General features: G+C 58.6%; 21 protein-coding genes. 12 read left to right on the top strand and 9 right to left on the bottom strand.

Annotated elements, in window-relative coordinates:
* Entirely contained in the window at nt 1-954 is a 954-nt protein-coding gene (locus KQI84_15920) for a ParB/RepB/Spo0J family partition protein (protein ID MCB2156361.1), read from the bottom strand.
* A 4-nt stretch (nt 955-958) separates the two neighbouring features.
* Nucleotides 959-1,813, bottom strand: coding sequence for a ParA family protein (locus KQI84_15925; protein ID MCB2156362.1), 855 nt, complete (start codon nt 1,811-1,813; stop codon nt 959-961).
* 183 nt (nt 1,814-1,996) lie between these two features.
* Here KQI84_15925 and KQI84_15930 point away from each other — a divergent pair, with 183 nt between their 5' ends.
* Together KQI84_15930 and KQI84_15935 are read left to right on the top strand one after the other, a co-directional pair.
* Entirely contained in the window at nt 1,997-2,551 is a 555-nt protein-coding gene (locus tag KQI84_15930) for a chromate transporter (protein ID MCB2156363.1), read from the top strand.
* 380 nt (nt 2,552-2,931) lie between these two features.
* Nucleotides 2,932-3,792 (top strand): carboxypeptidase-like regulatory domain-containing protein, encoded by an 861-nt coding sequence (locus KQI84_15935; protein MCB2156364.1) that lies wholly within the window; start codon nt 2,932-2,934, stop codon nt 3,790-3,792.
* 3 nt (nt 3,793-3,795) lie between these two features.
* Here KQI84_15935 and KQI84_15940 read toward each other — a convergent pair whose 3' ends face one another.
* The 4 genes from KQI84_15940 to KQI84_15955 all read right to left on the bottom strand — a co-directional run bounded on the left by KQI84_15940 (nt 3,796) and on the right by KQI84_15955 (nt 8,718).
* Entirely contained in the window at nt 3,796-5,937 is a 2,142-nt protein-coding gene (locus tag KQI84_15940) for a Na+:solute symporter (GenBank protein MCB2156365.1), read from the bottom strand.
* A gap of 252 nt (nt 5,938-6,189) precedes the next feature.
* Complete coding sequence (locus tag KQI84_15945) at nt 6,190-6,783, bottom strand: hypothetical protein (protein ID MCB2156366.1); 594 nt, start codon at nt 6,781-6,783, stop codon at nt 6,190-6,192.
* A gap of 1 nt (nt 6,784) precedes the next feature.
* Nucleotides 6,785-7,795, bottom strand: coding sequence for a glycosyltransferase family 2 protein (locus KQI84_15950; protein MCB2156367.1), 1,011 nt, complete (start codon nt 7,793-7,795; stop codon nt 6,785-6,787).
* Nucleotides 7,792-8,718, bottom strand: coding sequence for a class I SAM-dependent methyltransferase (locus KQI84_15955; GenBank protein ID MCB2156368.1), 927 nt, complete (start codon nt 8,716-8,718; stop codon nt 7,792-7,794). Before KQI84_15955 ends, KQI84_15950 begins: the two co-directional genes overlap by 4 nt.
* Nucleotides 8,719-9,029: 311 nt before the next feature.
* Between KQI84_15955 and KQI84_15960 the strand changes: the two genes are divergently transcribed.
* The 6 genes from KQI84_15960 to udk all read left to right on the top strand — a co-directional run bounded on the left by KQI84_15960 (nt 9,030) and on the right by udk (nt 15,325).
* Nucleotides 9,030-9,314: a hypothetical protein gene (locus KQI84_15960; GenBank protein MCB2156369.1), complete on the top strand. Its 285-nt coding sequence runs from the start codon at nt 9,030-9,032 to the stop codon at nt 9,312-9,314.
* A gap of 9 nt (nt 9,315-9,323) precedes the next feature.
* On the top strand, nt 9,324-10,580 hold the full coding sequence (locus KQI84_15965) for an aminoacetone oxidase family FAD-binding enzyme (GenBank protein ID MCB2156370.1): 1,257 nt from the start codon (nt 9,324-9,326) through the stop codon (nt 10,578-10,580).
* Between the two features lie 33 nt (nt 10,581-10,613).
* Nucleotides 10,614-11,183 carry an RNA polymerase sigma factor gene (locus KQI84_15970; GenBank protein ID MCB2156371.1) on the top strand — a complete coding sequence of 190 codons (570 nt, stop codon included), beginning with the start codon at nt 10,614-10,616 and terminating at the stop codon, nt 11,181-11,183.
* Between the two features lie 29 nt (nt 11,184-11,212).
* A complete protein-coding gene (locus KQI84_15975) occupies nt 11,213-11,587 on the top strand; it encodes a hypothetical protein (protein ID MCB2156372.1) in 375 nt (124 codons plus the stop codon).
* 70 nt (nt 11,588-11,657) lie between these two features.
* Nucleotides 11,658-14,672, top strand: coding sequence for a hypothetical protein (locus KQI84_15980; protein ID MCB2156373.1), 3,015 nt, complete (start codon nt 11,658-11,660; stop codon nt 14,670-14,672).
* Between the two features lie 29 nt (nt 14,673-14,701).
* Entirely contained in the window at nt 14,702-15,325 is a 624-nt protein-coding gene (gene udk / locus KQI84_15985; GenBank protein ID MCB2156374.1) for a uridine kinase, read from the top strand.
* A 3-nt stretch (nt 15,326-15,328) separates the two neighbouring features.
* Here the strand turns inward: udk and KQI84_15990 are convergent, their stop codons facing one another.
* Both KQI84_15990 and KQI84_15995 read right to left on the bottom strand, forming a co-directional pair.
* Nucleotides 15,329-15,703, bottom strand: a complete 375-nt coding sequence (locus KQI84_15990) for a hypothetical protein (protein ID MCB2156375.1) — start codon at nt 15,701-15,703, stop codon at nt 15,329-15,331.
* Nucleotides 15,704-15,724: 21 nt separating this feature from the next.
* Complete coding sequence (locus KQI84_15995) at nt 15,725-17,527, bottom strand: protein kinase (protein ID MCB2156376.1); 1,803 nt, start codon at nt 17,525-17,527, stop codon at nt 15,725-15,727.
* 235 nt (nt 17,528-17,762) lie between these two features.
* Here KQI84_15995 and KQI84_16000 point away from each other — a divergent pair, with 235 nt between their 5' ends.
* The 4 genes from KQI84_16000 (at nt 17,763) to KQI84_16015 (ending at nt 23,326) form a co-directional block, all read left to right on the top strand.
* Nucleotides 17,763-19,454, top strand: coding sequence for an ATP-binding protein (locus KQI84_16000; GenBank protein MCB2156377.1), 1,692 nt, complete (start codon nt 17,763-17,765; stop codon nt 19,452-19,454).
* Between the two features lie 231 nt (nt 19,455-19,685).
* Entirely contained in the window at nt 19,686-21,050 is a 1,365-nt protein-coding gene (locus KQI84_16005) for a VWA domain-containing protein (protein MCB2156378.1), read from the top strand.
* 21 nt (nt 21,051-21,071) lie between these two features.
* Nucleotides 21,072-22,619 carry a HAMP domain-containing histidine kinase gene (locus tag KQI84_16010; protein ID MCB2156379.1) on the top strand — a complete coding sequence of 516 codons (1,548 nt, stop codon included), beginning with the start codon at nt 21,072-21,074 and terminating at the stop codon, nt 22,617-22,619.
* A complete protein-coding gene (locus KQI84_16015) occupies nt 22,616-23,326 on the top strand; it encodes a response regulator transcription factor (GenBank protein MCB2156380.1) in 711 nt (236 codons plus the stop codon). Before KQI84_16010 ends, KQI84_16015 begins: the two co-directional genes overlap by 4 nt.
* Before the next feature lie 6 nt (nt 23,327-23,332).
* On the opposite strand, the gene KQI84_16020 is transcribed toward KQI84_16015, so the two are convergent.
* Nucleotides 23,333-24,100, bottom strand: coding sequence for a type III pantothenate kinase (locus KQI84_16020; GenBank protein MCB2156381.1), 768 nt, complete (start codon nt 24,098-24,100; stop codon nt 23,333-23,335).
* Between the last annotated feature and the right edge of the window lie 2 nt (nt 24,101-24,102).

Genomic DNA, 24,102 nt, shown 5'->3' on the forward strand with positions numbered 1-24,102 from the left:
TCAGTCGTCTATGCGAACTTCTAGAATGTCCAGGATGCGATCCAGGTCGTCGAGGTTCTCATAGCGGATCGTGATCGACCCGCTCTTGGCAGACGTCTGACGGAGGTGGACTTTGCACCCCAATCGCACGAGTAATTTCTCCTGAAGCTGAAGAACGTCAAGACTTTGCTGTTCGCCGTCGGAAGATTTCTTCCCTTGTCCGCCCCCAGTTGCCACGCCTTTCAACAGGCGTTTAGCACGGCTCTCGGCCTCACGAACGGACAGCCCTTTGGCATTGATGTCCTTCCTCAACTGCTCCTGCTGGGTTGGATGGGCAAGCATCAGGATCGCCCGAGCATGCCCCGCCGTGATGGCCCCCGTGTGGAGATCTTGAAGGCAGGGCTCCGGTAACTTCAGCAATCTCAATGAGTTGGCGATTGCTACGCGCGACTTGCCGACTCTCTTGGACGTCTCTTCCTGCGTGTAACCAAAGGAGTTTGCCAGGGATTGGTAGGCGAGCGCCTCTTCAACCGGATTCAGATCGTCGCGATGGACATTCTCAATGATGGCCAATTCCAGCTTCTTCGATTCGTCAGCCTGAACGAGGCGGGCCGGAACTTGTTCGAGGCCTGCGAGCTCCGCCGCCCGCAGCCGTCTCTCCCCCGCCAGGAGGGTGTACTTCGAATCTTCATCACCCAGGATCACCAGGACGGGCTGGAGAATGCCATGATGGTGAATCGAATCAGCCAGCTCCTGAAGTTTCTCTTGGTCGAAGTTCTTTCTGGGCTGGCGAGGGTTGGGGACGATATCCGACGGGTTGAGCATCAGGAGGGATTCTCCTCCGGCTTTCTCCGTCGGTTCGGTGTCTTCGGCGGAGGCCAGGGATTCCATCAACTCCGGCGCCTCCGTATGGCGGGCTGAGCCGAGCAGGGCTCCAAGGCCCTTTCCAAGGGCTTGTTTTCGGCGACTGGACATGGGATCAGGCCTCCTCTTCTTGTCTCAACGGCATTCCGAGGCGCTTCAAGACCTCGTTTGTGAGGTTTTCGTAGGCCCTGGAGCCAATCCCCCACCGTTCGTACTGGAAGATCGTCTGCCCGTGGGAGGGGCATTCGCTCAGGCGGACCGTTCGTGGAATCATGGTATCAAACACCAGGTCGCCCAGGTGCTGGCGGACATCCGCGACAACTTGCTGCGAGAGATTCGTCCGCAGATCCGTCATGGTGATCAGACAACCAAGAATCTTGAGGGCGGGATGGTGCGCCTCGCGGATTTCCGAGAGAGTATCCAGAAGCATCGAAAGACCCTCGAGGGCTAGATACTCGGACTGGATCGGAATCAGGACGGAGTCACTGGCCAGGAGAATGTTCAGCGTCACCAGGCCAAGGGATGGTGGCGAATCGAAGATCACGACGTCATATTGCTTGGAAACGGGCTCCAGGGCCCGTTTCAGCATCGATTCACGGTCTTCTCCGTGGTTCAGAAGATCTAAGTCAGCCCGAATCAGGGCGATATTGCCCGGAAACAGGTGGGGGAGAGGGGGGGCGAGGGGCATGGGCCTGTGACTGTTGCCGGGCTCGAAGAGGAGCTCGTAGGAGGTCGTCAAGTCTTCCTGGTATCGATCGACTCCAAGGGCGGTGGTTGCATTGCCCTGAGGGTCCAGGTCGATCAGAAGGACTTTGTAGCCCCGGCCGATCAGATCGGAGGCCAGGCTGACGGCCGTTGTTGTCTTGCCGACACCCCCCTTTTGGTTAATGACGGCGATTCGGTGTGTTTCACGTGAAACACCTGCCGTCGGGGTGGGCAATGTTTCACGTGAAACATTCTCTGGTTCCATAGCGTCTATCCCGCGAGTTTCGTTCACTTCCGTCTCATCCACTTGCGGAACGTGTTGGAACGTCAAGCGCAAAGCCGTTGCGCCGACCCTCAAAGCGACTTTCTCTTGCCGTTCCCGGGCGATTAAAGCACCCTCTATTGCTTCGCACGGCGCCCCGTCGCCAGTTCACGCAAGGAAGCTGCTATGATCTACTTCCAACTCTTCTGGGCATTTCTAAAGGTCGGAATCTTCGGGTGGGGAGGTGGGTCTGCCCTTTACCCTTTGATCGAAGATCAATGCATGAACAACGGCTGGCTCGGCGGCGACCAGCAGAAGATCGCTGAATTATTTGCAGTTACGAACGCTGTGCCGGGCGTCACAGCAGTCAAGATGGCCGTCTACATCGGCTGGCAGGAGGCCGGCCTGCTCGGGGCGCTGCTGGCCGCGGCAGGGATTTCCCTTCCTGGAATCGGTCTCCTGATGGGCTTCTACAGCGCGATCATCAATATCCAAAACAACGAGGAAATCTCGCCTGTTCTGCGACGGTCTTTCATTGGCCTTATCAACGGCCTCAGGTTTGGCGCCGCCGGGTTCATTCTCTATTCACTGATACGAGTAGTTCCGACAGATCTAAGCTCTGCCCATATGAGCATCGGAATCTCGGTCGCCCTGGTGGCAGCGGTGCTTCTCTACTTCAACGTCAATCCGATCCCCGTCATTCTCTGCTGCGGAATCATCGGGGCATTGATTCTATTCTGACACAGACCACTGAAAATGCTTGGCTTGGCTGCGGTCAAGCAGGGTTGCTTGACTGGCCTGAGCGCGAAATCTCACCCATTCTGGAGGATGACGTTGACCCCTCGCTCGAATCGCCCTTCACTTCTTTCATGATGACTCGGGGCCGACACAATACCCCGCTCCTGATGCTCTGGCTGCTGCTGGGGGCGGTGGCACTTGGCCAGGCGCCAGAGGCGCCAACCAGCCCCACACTGGCGATCTCCGCAAACAACTTCGATGGCGCTCCGCTCGAGGGCGTACGGTTCTCCGTCACGCTTGAAAAAGGAGGGACGGAGAGTGTTCGCTCGAACGACCTCGGGCAAGCATTTGTTGCGCTAAACGATCCGGACGAGATCGTTGTTGTGATGATGGAAGACCCGGATTTTCAGGCCGTCGATTCGGAGCAGGTTTCGACGGTGGAGGAGCGGGCGCTGTTCTTTCGATTGTTCCATTCCGACGAGTCGCAAATGTCGGCGGGGGAGAGGCAGGAGTATGCGCGTTTCCTTCCCAGCCAAATGACAAGTCAGGCCGAGCGAAATTATAATTCAGACACCGCCGCCTATGAGGCGAATGGCAATCCCGCTCCGACTCCTTTGCGGTTTCTTGCATTTATGAATGACTATCGCCGAGAGATTCGCGGCGAATTGGAAAAGGGCATTTTTCCCAGCGAAGGCGATGCGGTTGTCAGTGCTCGTGTTGTTGACGAATTCGGTCAGCCACAAAGAGATCTTCTTGTTTATCTTTATGAATACGACGAGGAATCAGGAAAGATAAAACTCGTCGGGTACGAACGGACCGACAGTGGCGGCGTTGTTGTTTTTGATAGTCTTGAACCGAATCGTTTCTACCGGGCCGAGACAATCAGCTCCTCGGATCAAGTTGCGCGTTCTACAATTCGTTTGGCAGATAAGAACTCGGCGACCGTTCTGCCGCCAATGGTATTAAGAAAGAGCGGCGAGTCGGTCTCCGGTTTTGTATTTCTCGACGAGGATCCCGCGATTGGAACAATGGTTTCTGCCATTCCGATTCATGGTGGACCCACGCTGAAAACAACAACGGACAAGATGGGTTATTTCTCTCTGGCGCCGCTGCCGGATGGCGATGTGGAACTTGTATTCGAACGCAGCGCAATCCCCCTTCCGCTTCGAGGCACGATGTTGCTCACCGATCGCGGCGGAGAACTCTTTGTTCCTTTGGGTCTGCTTTCCGAAGACGCAAAATAGAAATCAGGCGATGTTCTCCTGATCGGCCAGAGCTTCATCCGAGACGACCTCGACGAGGTCGTCTCGTTTGTTAAGGGATCGGACCAGCCAGAAGGTCAGAACGCCTCCCAGGAGCAGAAGGAGCAGGCCAATTGCTCGTTGCGGTATCTCGTAATCCTGGCCGGGGATATTGCCGATGACGAGTTTCCCGATGCCGACGAGGAAACTATAAATCGCAACAACGGACATTCCCCAGTTCAGGAAATTGCGCCTGGTCAAGGGACTGGCGGCGACGAAGCTCGGTCGCCCGACCATGATTTCCCTCTCGATTGCCCGCCACCCGGGACCGCCAGGTTGGACTCGGAGGTAGAAGTCACGGAGCTTCTCGCGCGCAACCGGCCGCGTCAGGATGGTCACAAGTAGCGCCACCGAGATGCAGATGGGCAGCGAATAGAGCAAAGTGAAGGGGAAGACCATGTAGCGCTCGATCCCAGCCAGGGCATTCGGATCATCCAGTATCCCGCGAACGAATGGGACAAAGCGTGAGGAGAAGACTGTGAGTGGAGAGAGGGCGATCAGGGCCCCCAAGCAGGCGATTTCGCTCCAGGCGCTGATCCGCCACCAGTACCACCGGAGGATGTAAATCACGCCGATGCCGGCGTTCATCGCCCCGAGCAACAGCCAGGCATCGGCGATGGAGCTGAGGAAGAGGCTGACGAAGATCCCCGCCAGGGCCATCACGGCTGTCATCGCCATACCGACGCGAAGATAGTGGCGGTCACTGCGGCCGCGAGCGACGAAGGGCTTGTAGAAATCGTTCACCAGGTAGCTGGCGCCGAGATTCAGTTGGGTGGAGATGGTGGACATGTAGGCGCTGAAGAACGTGGCGACCAGGAGGCCGAGCCAACCGGGGCCGAGGACCTGGAGCATGACCTTCACGAATCCGGCCTCTGCGTCGGTCTCGCCGGGGATGTAGGGGAAGAGGACCGCGGCCGCGATTCCGACCAGAATCCACGGCCACATGCGCAGGGCGTAGTTGGCAATCCCGAACCAGAAGTATCCGAGGGCTGCGTGGCGCCCATTCTTGGCCGCGAGAAGTCGTTGCGCATGATACGATCCGCCATCCGTGAATCCAACAGCCCACCAACCAACCATTGTATAGAGAAGGAAGCGCGCAAGGGCGTAGAACCAATCGTCTCCGCTCAACGGAGGGAGAATGGCTGTCATGGAAAGAGCCTTGTCGGGCCCATAGATCTCGGCCAGCCGGGTCATCATGGACTCCATCCCTCCGCAAGCCATGATCGCCTTCACCGCCAGAAACACGCAGCCACCCATGGCGATCCAGAACTGGAAGAAATCTGTCACCACGACGCCCCAAAGGCCTGATATTACTGTATATAGCAGGCAGAGCAAGAACAGGGCGAAGAGGATCTTGTACTCGTTGACGGAGTGGCGAATGGTTGTGAGTTCCTCCGAGGTCTCGGATGAGATGGCGCCATTCTGTAAGGTTAGTCCACTTGTCGGTGTTTCGACGACAACGAGCGGATCGACCTGGCCAGTATCGATGAGAGCGCGGGTCTCGGGCGAGATGCCGCTGGAGAGCGGTGTGCCGAGAAACAGCGCGAGAATCAGGGAGTCGACAATCGGGATGTGCGGAATGTCGGGAAAGACGAGGCCGAGGACTTTGGCCATGGCTTTGTTGACCCAACCCATGACGAGGCACCCGTAGGGGAGGGCGAGGTAGAGGGCCTTGAACCCGCGCAGGAAGCCGGCCTCGCGTCCGGAGTAGCGCTGGTCGATCAGTTCCATGTCTGTCATGGGGTTCGCGCGGCGCCACAGGTGGGCGAAGAAGAACACGCCGGCCATGACCATGGGGACCTGGCACCACCAGAACCAGTTGGCGCTGTTGCCGTCGGTGGCGACGAAGCCGCTGATCGCGAGCGGCGTATCGGCGGCAAACGTGGTCGCGACGATCGAGGTGCCGAGCAACCACCAGGGGAGCCCGCTGCCGGTCTTGAAGTAGGACTCGGTGGATTGCCGGGCGCGGCGGCTATAGAAGACGCCGATGCCGAGCGTGATGAGCAGGATCGCGGCGATGACGGCGAGATCGATGCTGTGCAATTCGCCGATCGCGGCAAGTGTGAGGGCAGGGGCGGGCAGGGACATGGGGAGCTTTCTGGAGGAGGGTCTGTTCCAGGGTGTGCGGAGGGGGGGAGAAGAGCATCAAGCGGAAGTTGGCCGGACGCTCGCCGGGCGCTCTCATTGTCCCAATCTCTTCGTTGCGCGGCGATCGAGAGCCTCGGTCACGTACCGGAGTACGCTCCCTCGCCTGCCGCCTTGCGCGCCTCGATCTTGAAACAAGCACAGCGCCCGGCGACGGGGAGGCTGGCTGGAAGCCGGCGGTCTCAGGGTATTTGTTCAATCCTCGTCTTCGTCGCGGCGTTCCCAGGGGCGGCCGAAGGCGAGTTGGATGACCAAGCCGAAGAGGAAGACGGGAATTGCCAGCCAGCCTCCGTAGGGCCAGCCGAGGGCGCCCATGATGAGGAAGGTGCCAGCAGCAGCGGAGGCGAAGGCGATGACGTATTTGCTGAGCGGAACGGCGAGCAGGCCGAGGACCAGCGCGACGACGGGAATGCTGAATGCAAAGATCAGGTCGTTCTGTGCAAAGGCAACCTGGTGCTCGCGAAGAAGGCGGAAGATCTCGATGGTCCCCCACGAGCCGATCGCGGCGCCGGATAGAAAGAACGCCAGCGCGTGCAGGAATTGGAAGAGCAAAACTCCAACGATGATGCCGAGCACGGCGAGTCCGGCGACGAGAACGATTTCGGAAGTTCCCTGGGCATCGAAGAGCTCGGCGAATAACTGGCCGACACCGACGCCGATTGCTCCGCCCAGGATTCCTCCGGCCAGGACGAGGATGACTCTGTACAACAACCATCCGAATAGAAGACAGATCGTTCCGATCGCGAAAGGAACGTAGAATCCGAATTGGTCGATATCGGGAAGTTGCATTTCAGTGCTCTGCTTGCTTGTCGGGCGACTTTCTATTAGAAATAGGATCTCGGGGAACGGCGTTCATATCCATGACAATGGCTTGCAGGAGAAGTTCGAATCCCATCAGCAATGGAAGAACGGAAATCATCACGGTTCCAGTAGATTGCACAATTCCCGTCTGCCACGAGAGGTACCAACGCCAGGCACCGAAGATCGCACCAAAGAGAAATGTTAAAAGGCCGGCGAGAAAGAAGAGGCCCTGGGGGGCGAACTCCAGCATAAAGTATCGCCAGTAAATGCGATTAATTAAACCACGAAACAGGTTAATGGGAAATTCCCAAAGGACACGGCGTATTCTCAGGGAACTGGCTTCATCCCCATACCGGGCGGGAATAGGAACATCCGAGACGACTGCGCGGAGAATATTTAAATGGATCAACATGCTGCTTTCGAAGAAGTAGCGTCGATGAATGCGGGAGAAATCAATGAGCCTGAGCGCTTCTGCGCGGATAGCAGTATATCCATTATTGGGATCGCAGACGCCCCAATAGCCGGAAGCGGCTTTTGTCAAGAAGGTCAGTCCGGTATTTCCTATACGGCGGAGGAGTGGCATCTGGCGCAGCATCATCAGGTCAAGGAAGCGATTGCCCTTGGCATAATCTGCGATACCTGAAATGAGCGGCTCAATGAGACGAGGAAGATAGGACTGGTCCATCTGGTCGTCCCCATCCATCTTGACAACGATGTCGACGTCAAGCTTCAGCGCGGCTCGATAACCGGTGGTCATGGCGCCTCCGACTCCGCGGTTCTTTGGGTGGCGCAGGAGGGTTACACGCGGATCTTTCAATTCTGCAACGCGTTTTGCCGTTTCGTCCGGGCTCGCATCGTCGACGACTACAATATACGAAACATAATCCGGCAGGCCCTTGATCACATCGCAAATGTGGTTTTCGACGCGATAGGCGGGGATCACGACGGCGATCTTATGATCGGTGGGGGAGGGGGACGACTTACCATTCTTTCGCGTCACGATGGTTTCCTCCGCTTCTCCGGTCGGCGAGAAATCAAGACGGCAATATCATGGGCGCCTGTCAAGTTCGCAGCCATCACGCAGGCTGTCAGTCCTGCGCGGTAGAGTGGCACAAGTCCGCGCGAAAGGGCGCTGCCGGTTGCTGCGATGTAGTCCATCCTCGACTTGATGGAGCCAAGCGTCACGATCGGTTCGACGTCGCTGAGGATGGGCTGGAACCCTGCACGACGGACAGTGCGCCGCAAGGTGCGCGGATCGAAGTACCATGTATGTGGGTATGGGAAGTCCATCTGCCACAGTCGCCAACTCGGAAGGTCGAGCATGCCGGCGCTGAGCACGTGCGCGACGCGGGCCGTGCGATAGATGATTCCTTCGCGATTGGGGACTTTGAGAATCAGCAAGCCGCCCGGGCGAAGAATCCGGCGGATCTGCGCGAGGACCTCGACGCCGTGGGGCAGATGTTCGAGGACATCCATCATGATGACGGCGTCGAATTTCTGGTCAGCGTGCTGTTGTTCCGGGAACGTTCCGTGGAGAACGTCGTGGCCGGCCTCGATGGCTTGGCGCACGGCGATGTCGCTGGGCTCGATGCCGAAGGTCTCCCAGCCGCGCCGACGGGCCTCGTCCAGGAACCAGCCGAAGGAGCAGCCAATATCGAGAATCTTGCCGGGTGCGATGTGCTGTTCGATCTGCTCCAGCAGGCGGCGGGACGATTCGCGGCGGATTGGGGCCATGGCCTCGAAGTAAGTATCCAGATCGAGGCCGGCGAATTCGTCCGGCGAGGCAGCCTTGTGGCCTTCCGGGTTATAGGCGAGCAGGCGGCATTTGCCGCAGCGCCAGATCTGGAGGCCGCGAAGGCGGAATGCGGGGCGCCACTTCTCGGAGGCACAGGAAGGGCAGGCAGTGGGGCGAGCTGGAGGCATAGTCATTTCCGACCGGGCGACGCGCGTCCGGGCAAGGATTGGCTTGAGGGTTTTTCGCAACGGGCAGAAGGTCAAGCCTCAAGCCCGGGAAGGACGATCTCATTGTCCCAGGCTCTTCGTTGCGCTGCGGTCGGCTGCCTCGGTCACGTACTTCAGTACGCTCCCGTCGGCCGCCTCATTGCGCGCCTCGATCTTGGAACAAGCAGAACGCCCTTCCACTTCGAGTACATCCTGCACCTGTGACGCAGTTGCCTTGGATGGATGGCACGAAACTGTCTCGAAGAGAAGCAATCCGACCCAGGAGGCTGGATATGTCTGAAAGACTGTTGAATACACGCAACTTGTTGCTGCTGGTGGCGGTTCTGCTGGCGGCGAACCTGGCGGTGGCGCTGTTTCGCGAGGAGCAGCCGCCGATGCCGCCGTACCGGGTGTTGCCCGAGGCGCGCGCCGGCGAGGTGCTTAAGCTCGAGGGACAGATCCTGATCACGACGAACGAGCACGGCGATCGGCTGACCGTCTGGAAGCTGGGGCGGTATGTCGGCGACAAGTACGAGTCGATCGACTCTAACAGCTACTTCGCGGACATTTCGCGCTAAGGCGAGGCGATGAACGTCGACATTGCGATCATCGGAGCCGGCGCAGCGGGGCTGGCGGCGGCGGTGTTTGGTGGGCCGCCGGCCCGCGAGGCCGGGCTGTCGCTGGCGGTGCTGGACGGGGCCAGGCGGCCGGGGGCGAAGATCTTGGTCAGCGGCGGTGGCCGTTGCAATGTGACGAACGAGCGCGTCACCCCGGACGACTACTGGGGTGGGCCTCGACCATTGATTCGAAAGGCTTTGCGGGCATTCGACCAGGACCGGACGATCGAGTGGATGCGCGAACTGGGCGTGGACTTGAAGCTGGAGCCGACGGGGAAGTACTTCCCGGCGACGGACCAGGCGCGGACGGTTCTGGATGCGCTGATGCGGGGGGCCACGCGCGGGGGCACGAAGCTGATGCCCGGCGTGCGAGTTACGAAGCTGCGGCGGGATGACGAGGGGTTTCGAATCGAATGTCGTGGAGGCGATCCAATTCGGGCGCGGCGAGTGATTCTGGCAACGGGCGGGCTTTCGCTGCCGAAGTCGGGGAGCGACGGCTGGGGGCTGGGGGCGGCGCGGCGGCTCGGGCATACGATTGTGGAGCCGGTGCCGGCGCTGGTGCCGCTGGTGCTTGGCGGCGGGGGAGAGTTAGGCCGGTGGTTCGCGGATCTGAGCGGCCTGGCCACAGATGTTCGGCTAAGGCTGGAGAGTAGCAACGGCCGAGGTCTGGAGGAGTGCGCGGGCGCGATGCTGTTCACTCATTTCGGGATCAGCGGACCGGCTGCGTTGGACTTGTCGCGCCACTGGGAGCGCGCCCGGGCCGAGGGCGCGGAGGGGCTGCGTGTGACGATGGGGCTGTCGGCGTTCGAAGGGCCGGAGAAGGCGGATGCATGGCTGGTCGACCAGGCGGCGGCGCATCCGAAGCGATCACCGGCGGCCGTGCTGGGCGAACTGGTACCGGAGCGAATGGCCCGGGCGCTTGCGGATGGCGTGGATGGGACGCTCGGCGAGTTGACTCGGGAAAGGCGGAAGACGCTTGCCAAAAGACTGACACGGCTGGAGTTAGATGTCCGCGGGCAGCGAGGTTGGGCGTTCGCGGAGACGACGGCCGGGGGAGTGGACCTGCGGGAGGTGGACATGCGGACGATGGAATCGCGGGTCGTGCCAGGGCTTCATTTGTGCGGCGAGATGCTGGACGTGGATGGGCGGCTGGGTGGATTCAATTTCCAGTGGGCCTGGGCGACGGGGTACCTGGCGGGGTCGGGGGCTGTGCGGGCTTTCTTGTGAACCGGCGGGCGGTTGGAACGACGGAATAGTGAAATGGCCCGAAAAAGAGAACACATCTACAGCGAACTGCTGGTCCTGCGGGCGCAGGGCGGGTCGCGAGACGCCTTTCGCGAGCTGGTGGAGCTGTGGCAGGGGCGGCTGTTGGGCCACGCCGTGACGCTGCTGAAGGGCGAGCAGGACGCCGCCCAGGATGCTGTTCAGGAGGCGTGGGTGGCGGCGGTGCGAGGGCTGCGGCGTCTGGACGATCCGGCGAGATTCCCTTCCTGGATCTTCCGAATCGTCTCGAACAAGTGCGCCGATGAGATTCGACGCCGACAGCGAAACCGCCGGGCGCAGGAGCGCCTCGAGGAGGAGGGGCCCGCGGTTGAGAAGGCTCCCGAGCCGTTTGATGCGCCGGACGAGGATGCCCTGTTGGCCGAGGGGTTGGCGGCGTTGCCAGCGGAGCGGCGGGCGATTCTGCGGCTGCATTATGTGGATGGGCTCAGCATGGCGCAGATCGGCGAAGTGCTGGGAATTCCGGCGGGGACGGTGAAGTCGCGCCTGTTTCATGCGCGGGAAGAGTTGCGAAAGGCGGTGAACCGATTGGGGCGCGGGACGACCTAATTGCAGAGGCCACGAAAAGGAGACGGATCATGGAAAACCTCGATGAGAAGATCGCGAAGGCACTGAAGGCCGAAGACGCACAGATCAGGGATCTCCTGAAGGATGAGCCGTCGATCTTCGAGCTGATGGCAGACACGTATCGCGGCAGGAATCGCTTTCTGGTGTACTTGGGCACGGTGTGGGGAATCGTCGTCATGATCTTTGGGATTTACTGCCTCTTGCAGTTCCTGAAGGCCGACGATGCAGTCGCGACGGTGCGATGGACGGTGGGGATCTTCTTTGCGCTGATGATGATTCTGGGCATGAAGATCTGGTACTGGATGGAACTGAACAGGAACGCGATGTTGCGCGAGATCAAGCGGGTGGAGCTGCAGGTCGCGCAGTTACAGGCGAAATCCAAGTAGCAAAGGTCCTTGCGGTGGGTCGGGGGCGGGCTCCAGGATTCGGCAATTCATTGCCCGGAGTTCCCGCCTCATGGCCCGCAAGAGGAAGCAGCGCTCGACCACGCCGGAGCAGGCCGCATCGCCTCCTCCTTCTCCCACACAAACGACCGATAGTGAAAAGCGGTCGCGCAGAAGTCGGCGCAGCGGCCGTGGCGAGCCGGTGGGGCTGGTTGCGGAATGGCGCATGTGGAAGACGCTGGCTAGCGAGCTTCGGCAGAACTGGGTCATCATCGTTGTGCCGCTGGCGATCGCGCTGCTGCTGCGGCTGATCAAGCTGGGGAATTCGGATCTCTGGATCGACGAGATCATGGTGTACTACGATGCGCTGCACGGAACGTTCGAATCCGTCAGTCGCGCGCATCGGGTTCACTTGGGCGCGGTGGGTTGGATTCTCAATCACCTTTCGGACTCTCCGTTTGGGTTGCGATTGTGGGGCGCGCTGTTGGGAGGATTTGCGGCCGGCGCGATGGGGATCGCCGGGACGTGGTTTGCCGGCCGACGCAATGGTTTGATCTGGGGAGTTCTGGCCGCGCTGAATCCTTATTTGATTTTCTACAGCCAGGATGGAAATTACTACGGGCCGATGTCGTTCTTCGCGGCGACGCAGTTGATGTTGTATATTGCGTTCTTCCGCGGGGCGCCGTTGGGGTCGCTTCTCGGAATTGTGATCGTCGGCGGCATCTCATTCTTCAATCACCCCTTTGGGGCCTTGATGACCGTTGTTGCGTTGGGTGGTTGTTTGCTTGGGAGCCTGATCTACGGTAAGATTCGCCGGGAGATGTATTCGATCAACCCTAAGGATTGGCTACAGCGACCCGGCTTGATTGTGTTATTTCTGATTCCATTCGTTTTGGGTCCGAAGTTGGCCAAAGCGTTTGTTGCCTCGTATGCGAAGCTGACATCGATTATCGACCTCGGGTCTGGTCTTCGCCAGGTAGAGTTCAGTTTCCGCTTCTTCCGCGACGCCTATACATCCTTCGGCGTGACGCATTTTCATCCCGGAAATATGGCGCATTTCCTTGCGTATGTTGTCTTTGCAATGGCGGTCGGCGGAATGGTCTGGATGATCGTTCGTTGTCGGAAGACGATTCCCTATCTGCCGGTTGCCGGGCTGATGCTTCTGACGCCGGTGATTTCTTATCTCGTTGTTTTGAATATCGACGCTCCGATTCTCTTCCGACTTCGGTATTTTACATTCCATTCACCTTTGTTCCTTGGAGCAGTGGGCTTCTTCTGTTTTGCGGTGGGGGAGGTGCTCGGGGGGAAAGAACAGAAACGAACCGTCGCTGTTTCTTATGCTGCCTTGGCGGTGGTGTGTCTGATCTGGCTGCCGTATCTGGGGAAATGGTATTTCACGGACCGATCAAATTTCCGTTCACTGAGCGAACAACTAGCGGAGCAGCGTTCGCCGTCGGACAATATCTATATTCCACTCTATCACGACGTTGCGCAGGCGGAGTACTACTTCCCGCTGATGGATCCGCCAATCGATCTGGGTGCGATTCGCGAAACGCACGCGCTTTCCCAGGCATCGAGACTGGCAAAGAGCTACTTGCTCTATCAGTTGTATGGGGAGAAGACGGCCTGGGTGATTTCGGCATGGCGTGAGGTGCCGACGCCGGCGCTTTGGAATTTCATGGAGAAGGCGGTGCCGACCCCTTATCGCGGGCATTCAGCGACCTACAAGTTTGGCGATGCGCGCCTTTACAAATGGACTTATGGCGACCGGGCGTTGTTGCCACATACCGCGGCGGAGTTTGAGGTTGGGGACAAGGATGCGCCGCTGCTAGTGGCTGAGGCGGGCACCTGGAGGATCACAAATGCGCAAGGCGGAGAGACTCCAGAAGACTTGTCGGTCCGAGTTGAGGGAGCGGAAACAGAATTCGACGATGCCGGCAACTTGATTCTGACGAGCAGAGGCGTGCTCCAAACCACCATTGCGGCTTCGGGCAAAGCGAGACTGATCGCGGCGCCGGTTTATGATGAAGATGTTGAGATTCCGGCGACCGATTCGGTCATCTATGTGGAAGACGAGCGCATCAGCGAGAGGAAGGCGAAGGGTGGCATCCCTACGGTGCGTCGGCCCTTCGATGGGCAGTACAGCTATGTGCTGTGGGTCGATCCGGACGAAGAGCGGCAGTTGGTGCTGCGCCCGGTGCAGCGTTCGAAGAAGTATGAAGAGTCCGCGAGGAAGAACTCGTCGCAATGCTCGAGCGGCGAGCTTTGGCTCGAGGTCGCGTGCGATGGAAAGCACATGGGAATGTGGCGCGTGCCGGTTGCGGAGGAGGAATCCGTCATTTCTGTGCCGACGGGAATCACTCTGCCACCGGGGAATCACTTGATCAATGTGTATGGTTTCACGCCGCGGCTGGGATACTCGCCGTACAATTATTGGAATTGGGCGGGGCTTGAGTGGAATGAAAACGGACAGCCGGCCGTGCCTTCGCTGGAAGAGGCCGGAGCTCCATTTGTCGTATTTCCGCGCGCCGTTTATGATTGGGGTCCAGCAGGCGCGGAGCAGTTACCGGCGAATTACGGTGAGGCTGGCGCAGGCTATTTCCGCAAGGTGAGCGATAGCGTGGTTGGCCCATCCGGCAGGCCGGCGCTGGTTGTCGATCTGGAAGAGAAGGCAACACAGAAGGAAGCATACCACACGATTTTCACGCAGCCGATGCCGGTTCAGCCGGGGCAACTACTGGCGTTCTCGACATGGCTCTGGGTGGATGGAACGACAACACACGATGCGATGCTGGCGACGCTCTTCTTCGATTCAAACGGACAGATGATCAGTCGGCAGCTCGGTTCGCAACAGAAGATGACCGGAAAACTAAGCCTGGGTTGGCGCCGTTTTGTAGAAGTGGTCCCGGTGCCGCAGAATGCGGCATTGGCAGCGCCGGCCGTAATGGTTTTCCCGCCCGACCCGAAGAAGGCGGAGTTGGTCGGCAAAGTGTATTTTGATGCGATCTGCTCGCTGCAGGACGGACCGGCGGTCGAGCGCATTCCGAACTTGGAAGACTCATTGTTCTTCGACGTTGATGGCGAATAGCTGAAGCCCTTGGAAGGAAAGGACGCGTCATGACGAAGCCTACTGTTGTGATTGGAATTGCCGGAGGTTCGGGGTCGGGAAAAACGACCGTGGCGCGGCGAATTCTGGAACGGACACCGGCGCCGAATGTGGCCATTCTGAGTCAGGACAATTACTACAGAGACTATGCCAACTTGCCTCTGGCTGAACGCGAGAAGATTAACTTCGACCATCCGGATTCGCTCGATAATGAGTTGTTGGCGAAACATGTGGACGATCTGCGCGAATGGCGTCCGGTTGCGCAGCCGATTTATGATTACAGAATGCACCGGCCAAAGGAAGAGACGACGAGTGTCGAGCCGGCGCGCATTATTGTTGTGGAAGGTATTCTCGTACTGGTGGATGAACGTCTGCGCGATCGAATGGATATTAAGTTGTTCGTCGATTGCGATGCGGACGTGCGGTTTATCCGCCGTATGAAACGTGACGTCCAGGAGCGCGGCCGTACGCTGGAATCCGTCATTGAACAGTACCTTGCGACGGTTCGGCCGATGCACCTGGAGTTTGTGGAGCCAAGCAAGCGCTACGCGGATGTGATCATCCCGGAGGGCGGCCACAACGAGATCGCGATCGACATGATCGGCGCGAAGATCACTTCAATTCTCAGTAGCTAGTGGTTACTCCGTGTCCGACCACGGCACGGGAGAAATCAGAGAGAAGCGTTTTGGCGGATCGACTTTTGTAATCTCACGAACGCGCCCATCCTCACAGACGACCACAAGGTCGTAACCATCGTAGATGCCGAGGAGAATGATGTACATATTCTCCCGGACCTTGTAGGTGTAAATCTTCTGGTCTTCGACGAATGTTGTGAAAGTCGGCGTGCCGTAGGATTGGAGCATCGCCAATTCGTCCATGCCCTGGTGCGGCGCGGGGCGGAAGAGTTCGGAGTTATCGTAAATCCCAATGCAGCCGGTGAGCGAAATCGCGAGAACCGCGGCTGCAATCAATTGAATCGTGCGGCGAGCAAACGGTGTGAAACGAGAAGCCATCGGGGAGATTCCTCCAGGTGGTTATCGATTGGCTTTTGGGACTTCACCAGTCAGGCTGGTGAGCTTCCAACCATCTTCGGTGAGAACCACGCGGGCGGCAAGGGGTTCCTCGGTCTTGAGGATTGAGCGCCGGTAAGAGCGATCGCGAATGGTCTTGGGACGGCCGTAGATGTTGACGTCGAGACGAATGGCGGCGCGTTCCTCCCAATAGACGGAATCCGGCGCGGCGCGGAATTTCGCGAAGAGTTCGGCGTAGTCGGGATAGACGGATTTGACTTCGCGGAGGATCTGCGCGGCAGTTTCGCCATCCAGGCGGGCCAGGGCGTTGTCGGCGGCGTCGAAGTGGCCCTCGGACATGGGATCCCCGATCTGTGCGGCGAACATAGCGTCGATTGCTTCCTGGTTCTTGCGATGGGCGAAGTAGTCGATGTCCGGCGGGAAGAGCTCTGGATCCCAGATGTCGGGCTCGTCGGCCGTTGGGGCCATGGTTAGGGCTGGCGTGGGCGCGGGTGTCTTCCTGGCTGGCCGAGGTGTCGCTGTGGGCCGGGGCGTGGCGGCCGGGGTGGGCTCTGGCCGCGAGGTTGGTGTGGCCTCTGGGGCAGGCTTTGGCGGGATTGCCGTGGGCTCGGGAACTGGGGTTGGTTCTGCAGAGGCAACGACTGCGGGTCCATCCGTTGACTGGGGGGCAGGCTTTTCGTCGCCTGAGAGCCGGGCGAGTCCGAGAGCGAGGATGAGAAGGCCCGCTGCACCGCCGGCAATCAGGGCCAGGGGGCGACGGAACCAGGGCGGAGGGAGCTCGGCGGGGCTGGGAATGGCGGTTTCGTCGGTCTGAGTGACTTCGAGATCGGCGCAGATGGAAGCATGCGCCAGGAGGTCGGCGAGCTGGCGGCCCTGGGTTGGTTCGAGGGCGCGCTCGACGGCCTGGATGAGAGCGAGGGCATCCTCGTGACGATCGGCCGGGTCCTTGGCTAGGGCTTTCTGCATTACCGTGTCGAAGGCGCGCGGCAGGCCGGGGTTCCGAGCGGAGGGATCGATCGCCTTTTCTGAAACGTGAGCGAAGAGCAGCGCAGATGACGTCGTGGCGTCGTAGGGGAGCGCACGCGTCAGGAGCCGGTAGATCATGACGGCGAAAGCATATAGGTCCGCCGCGGGGGTGACGTCTTTGCCTTGAACCTGCTCCGGCGCCATGTAGGCGGGCGTGCCGATGGCCTTGCTCTCGGTGGTTTCAAAGGCGTCCTCGAGGGCGAGCTTGGCGACGCCGAAATCCATGATCTTCGGCACGCGCTGCGGCATGGTGATGACGATGTTGCTGGGCTTGATGTCGCGATGGACGATGCCACGTTCGTGGGCGACGTCGAGGCCCTGGGCAATCTGGCGGAAGATTTCGAGCAGCGCGGCCACGGTCAGATCGCGTTCCTGCGAGCGGATGAACTTCTCAAGCTCCACACCCTCGACGTATTCCATGACGATGAAGGTGGGCTCGTCGGGATCGTCGGAAACGCAGACGTCAAAGACCTGGACGATGTTTTGGTGGACGAGGCGCGCCATGGAGAGGGCTTCGCGCTCGAAGCGGCCGACGAACTCCGGCATGGTGCAGAGCTCGGGCTTGGGGACCTTGAGGGCGACGGTGCGGCGGAGACGTGTCTGGCGCGCGCGAAAGACGGCGCCCATCGCGCCCTGGCCAATAAGTTCATCGACGATGTAGCGCTCGTCCAGCGTGCGGCCGACGAGATTCTCGAGGACCACGCGGGCACCGCCGGAGACGCGCTGGGAATCGTCATCGCCGCTGTCCATCAGCCGGGTGTCGTCGCGGGATTCGGACATGGTTCATAGCGGCCCAAGTGAAATAGATGCACCGCAAATCCTGCCCCCTGTTTCCCTGGCGAAGCAAGCCCCGTTCCGAGATCACACTGCGGGCCAGTGGTTTTTGAGAACACTTGAGAAATCCATTGCGACGAACACCAGCTTGTTGCAAATAACACCAAACACTCGGGATTTGGTTGATTCCACTGTGGTTTGTTAGTATCCATCGCGGTCTCAAAACGGAGAATCCACAATGATGACGCCATTTACGATCACCCCCCAGGTTGATGAAACTCAAGAGTTCATAGAAATCGCCAATGATTTCTCCAACCCTCTGGACTTGGTCAGAGAGGCCATAAGCAATTCGTATGATGCGGGCGCTTCCTGCATCAAGATCGCGTTCGATGTGGTAAACGAGTATGGAGAGTCTATTCTCAGAATAGCTCTGCTCGATGACGGCTCCGGGATGAACAAAGATACTCTGAAGAGTTTCTTTGACCTGGGCAACTCCAGCAGAAGAAGCGATAATGCTAGCATCGGTGAGAAGGGGCATGGGACCAAGGTGTACTTCAACAGCAGGAGAATAGAAGTTGAAACATCCATGAATGGTGAGGAGGGTCTTCATGCAAGAATGGAGGAGCCGTTCAGGAAACTCTTTGATAGAAAGATTCCACAGGTCAGTGTAACACCCGAAAAGGGAATCCAAAAGGGAACCAAGATTACAATCTACGGCTACAACAACAATCGCCGAGACAGGTTTATACAGCCCATCCTAAAAGACCACATACTCTGGTTTTCCAAGCACGGTTCTGTCGAAGACCAATTTGCGGAGAATCGGGCTCCAGTTAAGCTTGAGCTCAAAGGATTGGATCAAGAGAGTTACGAGGAAATCTTGCAGGGACACCCCTTTCCCCCGGACAGCAAGAACATAAACAAACTCTTCGAGGAGCACCTGACAAGAGCTCCGAATTTTTATGCGAAGAAGATTGTCAAGACAGGATTCCTTCGGAATCACCCCGAAATACCCTTCCAGGCTGTCTTCTGTATCGAAGGGCGTAATGTCAAGTACGCCTATAATCCCATGGTCAGGCGACAGGGGTATGCCGCTCCAGAAGGAGCCTACACCATTCAAGACAGATATGGGGTCTGGATATGCAAGGACTTCATGCCGATTCAACAAAAGAATGAGTGGATTATCTCCAAGGGCTCCGAGTATACAAAGCTCCACGCCTTCGTCAACTGCCAAGCACTGCGACTAACCGCCAACAGGGGCTCCGTAGACAATACCCCATCGGAAGTCTTGAATGATCTGAGAGAAGAAGTGCGGAAGATCTACGAGAACATCATCAAGAGCGATGAGTGGCTTTCAATGGAGTGGCTGGAAGATGAAGCGGCAGCTTACCAGACCACGGAAAAAGAAGCCAAGAATTTCGAATGGAGGATCAAGAAGATAAACCGCGCCAATGTTGCTATGCATGGTGGTATCCATCTGATTGAACCTGAACGAGAAAGCGGCGTCTTCTCCATATTCCTACTGCTCTCACAGGCAGAACCAGACCTCTTCCCGTTCTGCGTGGTTGACTACGATACACATGAGGGGATCGATGTCATAGCGAAGGGGGACAACAACACGCCCATTGCCAGCGCGAAGCTCTTCTATGTTGAATTCAAAAGGACGCTATCCAAGGGCTTGAATCATTCATTCGCCAATATCCACACAATTGTCTGTTGGGAGACAGGAATCAAGCATGATGAAATAGTGAGTGACATCAATGGCGAAGAGCGCAAAATGCAAATAGCATCACCCTCAAAAGAGACAGACTATACCAAGTTCTTCCTGGACAATCCGACAAAAGCCCACAAGATCGAAGTCATCTGCCTGAGACAGTACTTGAAGGAAAGACTTGGTCTCGAATTCAAACCAAGGACGGCCGACGCTGTTATCTAGCGTTTCCGGCATTCCCCTCTTCTTTCGGGAATTTGGATCAGTTGTACCGATGACTCAATGCGAATCCGCTGCGGGCCTCGGCTCGGCGATTTGACAATCTTTTTACAATCTTTCTACGTTCGGCTGACCACATTGTCGGCGGGGTGTTGTCGAATGAGTGTGCGCGGTGGCGGATCGGTCTTGCTTGATTCCGCGGCGCCGCGCTTCATTCTCAGACGGAGGACCCGAAAGATGACTCCAAGGCGCAGTTTCCTGAATCCGATGTTGTGCATCATGGCGCTGCTGTTGTGCTCGCTGGCGACGGCGGCTGACAGAGCTCCTGCAAACGAGCCGGCGAAGATCGAGTTTACGATCAGCCCGGCGAACCCTGTCTTGCGATCCTGCCAGAGTCCGCAGATCGCGTACTTGAAGGTTGGACTGCGCGGCGAATCGAAGGCGCTGGAGGTCGAACGCGCGCCGGTGAATGTGGCGATTGTGCTGGATCGGTCTGGTTCGATGTCGGGCGAGAAGATTCAGCAGGCGCGCCAGGCGGCGAAGATGTTCGTCGATCGGCTCGGGCCAGAGGATATCGTTGCGATCGTGTCGTATTCGGACACGGTGGAAGTTGTTGTACCGGCGCAGCCGCTGAGAAATCCCGGTGCGGCGAAAGCAGCCATCAATGGAATTCGAAGCGGAGGCAATACGGCGCTGTTTGCCGGAGTCAGTCATGGCGCAGCGATGGTGCGCAGTCACTTGTCGGACGACCGCGTGAATCGTGTGTTGTTGTTGTCCGACGGTTTGGCAAATCAAGGTCCGTCGACGCCGCAGGAGCTGGGGCAATTGGGTGAAAGCCTGGCGATGGAAGGCATCACGGTTTCGACAATTGGGTTGGGTCTGGATTACAACGAGGACCTAATGAATTTGCTCGCCGCAAAGGGCGACGGTTCGCCAGCGTTTGCGCAGGAGCCGCAAGACCTGGCGAAGTTCTTCGATCGCGAGTTGCGCACGATCACCAATGTGATCGCGCAAGATGTGGATGTCACAGTTTCGTTCCCGGACGGTGTGCGGCCGATCCGTGTGCTGGGCGACCGCGGCAGTGTCGTTGATGGCGAGGTGCATTTCGGCGTCGCGGCGCTTTATCAGAATTGGGAAGATTCATTCGTCGTTGAGGTGGAACTCCCCGATACCGCGGTTGGCGCGGTGTTGCCGGTTGCGGCGGGCAGTGCCAACTGGCGCGATATGGCGACGGTGACGCGGCAGAACGCGAGCGCAAAGGCCTCGATCAAGTTCGCGGCGACCGAAGAGGATGTTGCGAAGGCGCTCGACGAAGACGCAATGGGCGCGGTCGTTGAGTTGCTTGCCTCTGAGAGAAGTCTGGAAGCCGTTCGACTGCGCGACCAGGGATTGATTGCGGAAGCGCGCGCGGCGATTCAGCAGAACATCGACTTTATTCAGCAGAATGCCGCGCAGATGCCGAGCCAGCAGGGGTTGACGGAGGAGTTGTTGAACTACAATCAGCAAGACATGCAGCAAATCGATCAGGACGAAGAATGGGGCGCATCCCGCAAGGAAATGAAGACTCGCTCGCAAGGCGATATCTGGCGCGTTAAGCAGTAAGGAGACCTTGGACGATCATTCATGAGAGCGCGCTTAGCCATACTGCTTGTTGTTGTGATCGTCGGGCCGTTGATCGTGCTCGGACTTCTGGGAGTGCGCCTGGTGCAGGCCGAACGAATGGCCGTCCAGGCGCGCTTCCAGGAGTTGCTGAGCTCGCGTGTAATCGATGCGGCGTCGCGCATTCGTGATGCGGTCGAGCGGGAAACGGGCACTGTTGATGATGCGCTGTGGAGTTCGAAGAAAGCAGGGACGGAATTGGGGCATCCGCTGCTGTTGCAGCGATTCGAGTATGCGACGAACGGCCGAATGGTATTCCCGAATGTGTTTTTCGAAATGGACGACGCAGCGCGGGACTATCTCGATTGGGCGTGGGAGACCATGCCGGCCGCGATGATGGCAAACGAGTCCGACGATGCAGGTGGTGCGTCGCAGTGGACGACATTGCAGACGCGGACGGGCAAGAAGCTGGTGCGTTGGAGGCGAACGGAAGAGGGTTCTTTGGTTGGTGCGGAGGTGAACCGCACGGCATGGCTGGCGCGGTTGCTGGCGGATCTGCCAACGACGGGTGCACCGGAACGAGCGGCGGAGGATTGCTTTCGGCTTGTCGATGACGATGGGGCCTTGATCTACCAGTGGGGGCAGTTCTTGCCTGGCGACGGTACGTTGCCTGACGCGGGCGTGACTCTTGGGGCGCCGTTGAATGGGTGGCGGCTCGAGCTGTTTGTGCCGGCGGCGGCATCGGGGCCACTCGCTGGAAGTACTCCGATGATTGTGTTTGGCGTTTTGATCGTGCTGGCGATCTTTCTGGGTGGGATTGGTGTCTGGTTAGCAACGGAGGTGCGTCGCGACTTGCGCGAGGCGTCGCAACGCGTTCGATTCGTGAGCCAGGTCTCGCATGAACTGAAAACCCCGCTGACCAACATTCGATTGTACGCGGAGTTGCTGGATGAATCGCTGGACGAAGATGCCGAGGATGATCGGAAGCGACTGGGCGTGATCGTTTCGGAGAGTCGGCGTTTGAGTCGTTTGATCGACAATGTGCTGACGTTCAGCCGCGAACGCCAGGGGCGTTTGAAGTTGCATGTTCGTGGGGGAGACGTGGCCGCAAAGGTGCACGAAGTCGTCGAGCAGTTCCGTCCTGCACTTGAAGCGGCTGGTGTAGAGGCGACGTTTGAATGCGAACTCGCAGCGGATGTCGAGACGTTGTTCGACCCGGATGGGCTGGAGCAGATTGTCGGCAACCTTCTGAGCAATGTGGAAAAGTATGCATCGGAAGGCGGGCGCGTCCTTGTGCATGTTGACAGAGAGAATGCGTTTGCCGTTTGTCGCGTATGCGATTCCGGGCCGGGCATTCCGGGGAGTGAACGCGAGCGTGTTTTCGCTCCATTTCATCGATTGGACAATCGACTGACGGCGCGCGCTTCGGGCGCGGGGTTGGGGTTGTCGCTGGCAAGAACGTTAGCGCGCGAAATGGGAGGCGAGTTGCAACTGGAACCACGAAGCGAGGCGGGCGCTTGCTTCATTCTCCGTCTTCCGATCAGCGAACAAGGAGGAAACGCGGAGCGATGAAAGTTCTGATTGCCGAAGACGACACGTACATTCGCGAAGGGCTGGCGGAGATTCTGACGCGCGAGGGGTTCACTCCGTTGCATGCGCGGGATGGGCAGGAGGCCATCGAGGTGTGGACGAAGGAACGGCCAGACTTCGTTTGTCTCGATGTGATGATGCCGCACAAGAGCGGCTACTCCGTTTGTGAAGCGATTCGCGGAGATGATCCGGATGTACCCATCATCTTCATCAGTGCGAAGACGGAAGAGATCGATAAGGTTGTTGGTTTCGATCGCGGTTGCGACGATTACATTACGAAGCCCTTCGGCGTGCGCGAGGTTGTTGCGCGAATTCGTGCGGTGACGCGGAGGGCTCTCGCGAATCAATCGCGAAATGCGGAGTCGACGAATCACCTTGAACTGGCGCCGTTCCGCATGGGCGACTTGGAAGTCCACCCGGCGGAACTACGAGCTGTGCGGGAAGGAGAGGCGGCGATCGACTTGTCGTTGAGGGAAGTGCGGTTGTTGGCGCTGTTCCACCGCAATGCAGGAAAGGCGTTGGATCGCTGGACGATTTTCAGTGACGTGTGGGGCGTTGATACAATTCCAAACAGTCGCACGCTGGATCAGACGATTTCGCAACTGCGCAAACGCATCGAGAAGGATGCGAAGAATCCGCAGATCATTCGTACGGTTCACGGCGTTGGCTATCGGTGGGAAGGCGAGTAGGGGCAGCTACTTCCAGTTTCGACGCCAGAGTTTCTCGATGCCGAGGAGCGTGAGATTCGGCTCGACGGCGGCGAGGCGTGTCATGTCCGGGCCGAGCACGTTTGCCAGTCCGCCCGTCGCGATCAGTTTCAGTTCGTAGCCCAGTTCGCTTTCGATTCGACGCACGCAGCCTTCCACGCCATCGATGGATCCAAAGAACAATCCGGCCAGCATCGACTGCACGGTGGTGCGGCCGACGGCTCCGCGTGGACGTTCGATGCGAACGCGCGGAAGTTTCGATGTGCGAATGTGCAGCGCATCGGCGGTCGCTTCGAGTCCCGGCATAATGACGCCGCCGAGGTAATTGCCTTCGCGCGAGATGACGTCGATCGTTGTGGCGGTTCCGAAATCAACGATGGCGAGGCCTGGACCATGCAGGTCGATGCCTGCGACGGCGTTGGCGAGTCGATCCATGCCGACTTCTTCGGGATGTTCGTATTCGTTCTTCAAGCCGAGGTCCATCTTGTTGCTGAGAACCACGCAATCGATGCCGATGACTTCTTTGACGCTACGCGCGAAGATCGTGTTGATGGACGGCACGACGGAGCAAAGTGCGGCGCCGCGCCATTCTTCGGCGGGAACCTGGTCGATTCCGCCGAGGAAGCGCAGCGTGATCTGCAGTTCATCCGCGGTCTGATGTCGCGAAGTTGTGATGCGCCATTCGCGCAGGACTTTCGTGTCGTCCATCAGGCCGAGTGTTGTGTGCGTATTCCCAACGTCGATGGCGAGAAACATAG

This window comes from bacterium (assembly GCA_020444065.1).
GTDB lineage: Bacteria > Sumerlaeota > Sumerlaeia > SLMS01 > JAHLLQ01 > JAHLLQ01.

Coding starts and splice junctions, on each gene's coding strand:
- KQI84_15920 (MCB2156361.1), bottom strand. CDS start 954: ATGTCCAGTCGCCGAAAACAAGCCCTTGGAAAGGGCCTTGGAGCCCTG.
- KQI84_15925 (MCB2156362.1), bottom strand. CDS start 1,813: ATGGAACCAGAGAATGTTTCACGTGAAACATTGCCCACCCCGACGGCA.
- KQI84_15930 (MCB2156363.1), top strand. CDS start 1,997: ATGATCTACTTCCAACTCTTCTGGGCATTTCTAAAGGTCGGAATCTTC.
- KQI84_15940 (MCB2156365.1), bottom strand. CDS start 5,937: ATGTCCCTGCCCGCCCCTGCCCTCACACTTGCCGCGATCGGCGAATTG.
- KQI84_15945 (MCB2156366.1), bottom strand. CDS start 6,783: ATGCAACTTCCCGATATCGACCAATTCGGATTCTACGTTCCTTTCGCG.
- KQI84_15955 (MCB2156368.1), bottom strand. CDS start 8,718: ATGCCTCCAGCTCGCCCCACTGCCTGCCCTTCCTGTGCCTCCGAGAAG.
- KQI84_15960 (MCB2156369.1), top strand. CDS start 9,030: ATGTCTGAAAGACTGTTGAATACACGCAACTTGTTGCTGCTGGTGGCG.
- KQI84_15965 (MCB2156370.1), top strand. CDS start 9,324: ATGAACGTCGACATTGCGATCATCGGAGCCGGCGCAGCGGGGCTGGCG.
- KQI84_15970 (MCB2156371.1), top strand. CDS start 10,614: ATGGCCCGAAAAAGAGAACACATCTACAGCGAACTGCTGGTCCTGCGG.
- KQI84_15975 (MCB2156372.1), top strand. CDS start 11,213: ATGGAAAACCTCGATGAGAAGATCGCGAAGGCACTGAAGGCCGAAGAC.
- KQI84_15980 (MCB2156373.1), top strand. CDS start 11,658: ATGGCCCGCAAGAGGAAGCAGCGCTCGACCACGCCGGAGCAGGCCGCA.
- udk (MCB2156374.1), top strand. CDS start 14,702: ATGACGAAGCCTACTGTTGTGATTGGAATTGCCGGAGGTTCGGGGTCG.
- KQI84_15990 (MCB2156375.1), bottom strand. CDS start 15,703: ATGGCTTCTCGTTTCACACCGTTTGCTCGCCGCACGATTCAATTGATT.
- KQI84_15995 (MCB2156376.1), bottom strand. CDS start 17,527: ATGTCCGAATCCCGCGACGACACCCGGCTGATGGACAGCGGCGATGAC.
- KQI84_16000 (MCB2156377.1), top strand. CDS start 17,763: ATGACGCCATTTACGATCACCCCCCAGGTTGATGAAACTCAAGAGTTC.
- KQI84_16005 (MCB2156378.1), top strand. CDS start 19,686: ATGACTCCAAGGCGCAGTTTCCTGAATCCGATGTTGTGCATCATGGCG.
- KQI84_16010 (MCB2156379.1), top strand. CDS start 21,072: ATGAGAGCGCGCTTAGCCATACTGCTTGTTGTTGTGATCGTCGGGCCG.
- KQI84_16015 (MCB2156380.1), top strand. CDS start 22,616: ATGAAAGTTCTGATTGCCGAAGACGACACGTACATTCGCGAAGGGCTG.
- KQI84_16020 (MCB2156381.1), bottom strand. CDS start 24,100: ATGTTTCTCGCCATCGACGTTGGGAATACGCACACAACACTCGGCCTG.